Origin of the sequence: Streptomyces sp. NPDC006430, from assembly GCF_040612395.1 — a bacterium.
Taxonomy (GTDB): domain Bacteria; phylum Actinomycetota; class Actinomycetes; order Streptomycetales; family Streptomycetaceae; genus Streptomyces.
Window position 1 is genome coordinate 1 of sequence record NZ_JBEXQA010000125.1, and the last position, 1043, is coordinate 1043.

The window sequence follows — 1043 nt, forward strand, 5'->3', positions numbered from 1 at the left end:
CGATGCGTAAGGGTGACGTTCGGCGGCCTCGGCGATGGCTTTGTCCAGGGTGCGGATGGTGGCGCGTATGCCCTGCACCAGCTGGACCTGGACGCGGACGAGCTGTCCGGCGACGGTCTCGCTGAGGCGGGAGGCCGCCTGCGGGGCGGAGCGGAGTCGTTCGATGAGGACGCTGCCGGGTTTCTTGCCGGAGTAGCCGCGGCGCTTGCACCAGGCTTCGAGGCGTCCGGCGGTGAGCTTGGCGGCGGAGGCCGGGGTGGGGTATCGCTCCAGGAAGGCCGTGGCGATGTCGCTGTCGAGGTTGGCGAAGACCGTCTTGCCGCCGGGCCAGTGCTCATCGAGCAGGGCGGCGAGCTGGTTGACGGCGGCGATCTTGGCCTCGATGTGGTCGGCCCGGGTGCGGGTGAGGGCCTGCAGATCGAGGGTGGCCTCCTCGGTGGGCTCCAGGCGGGGCAGCAGGTGGCCGTCGGTGCGCAGGTAGTCGGCGAGTTTCATGCTGTCGCCGGCGTCGGTCTTGGCCTTGGAGGCCCCCCAGCGCGCCCGCATCGCGTGGAAGGCGTTCGGGTGCACCGGCACGATGGGGTGGCCGGCGGCCAGCAGCCGGTCCACGGCCAGGCCCCGGGTGGTCTCGATAGCGACAGGCAGATCCGCCGGGTCGCCGTGCTTGCGCAGCCGGGCCAGGGTCCTGGCGAATCCTTCCTCGGTGTGGGCCAGTTCCCATCGGTCGATGCGCTTGCCGGTGTCGTCCATGACCGTCACGTCGTGCGTGTCGGTTGCCCAGTCCCATCCGATGAACACGTGCGTCGTACTCCAACGTCGTTCGAGGAGCACCTGCCCGGTGGTGAGGTCGTCTGCCGGGAGCTCATTAATCGGCCCTCTGCGGGGCGTGTCCCTGAAGCCGATCAGACGGCCTCGGCCCGGCGGGGCCGGCGGAACTCATGCTGGCCGTCGAACGGCTCGCACACATGGCCGTGCACCCACCAGGACCGAGAGGTCACAACCCTACCCGTGAGGGCTGCAGAAGGGATGGTCCTCTAATGAGC

Annotated in this window: 1 protein-coding gene; it reads right to left on the reverse strand. The window is 69.7% G+C overall.

All coding sequences use genetic code 11. The features are described 5' to 3' along the window. Nucleotides 1–798 (reverse strand): IS110 family transposase (locus ABZZ20_RS36900; protein ID WP_356877448.1); only part of this gene is annotated, 798 nt, incomplete at its 3' end. Between the last annotated feature and the right edge of the window lie 245 nt (nt 799–1043).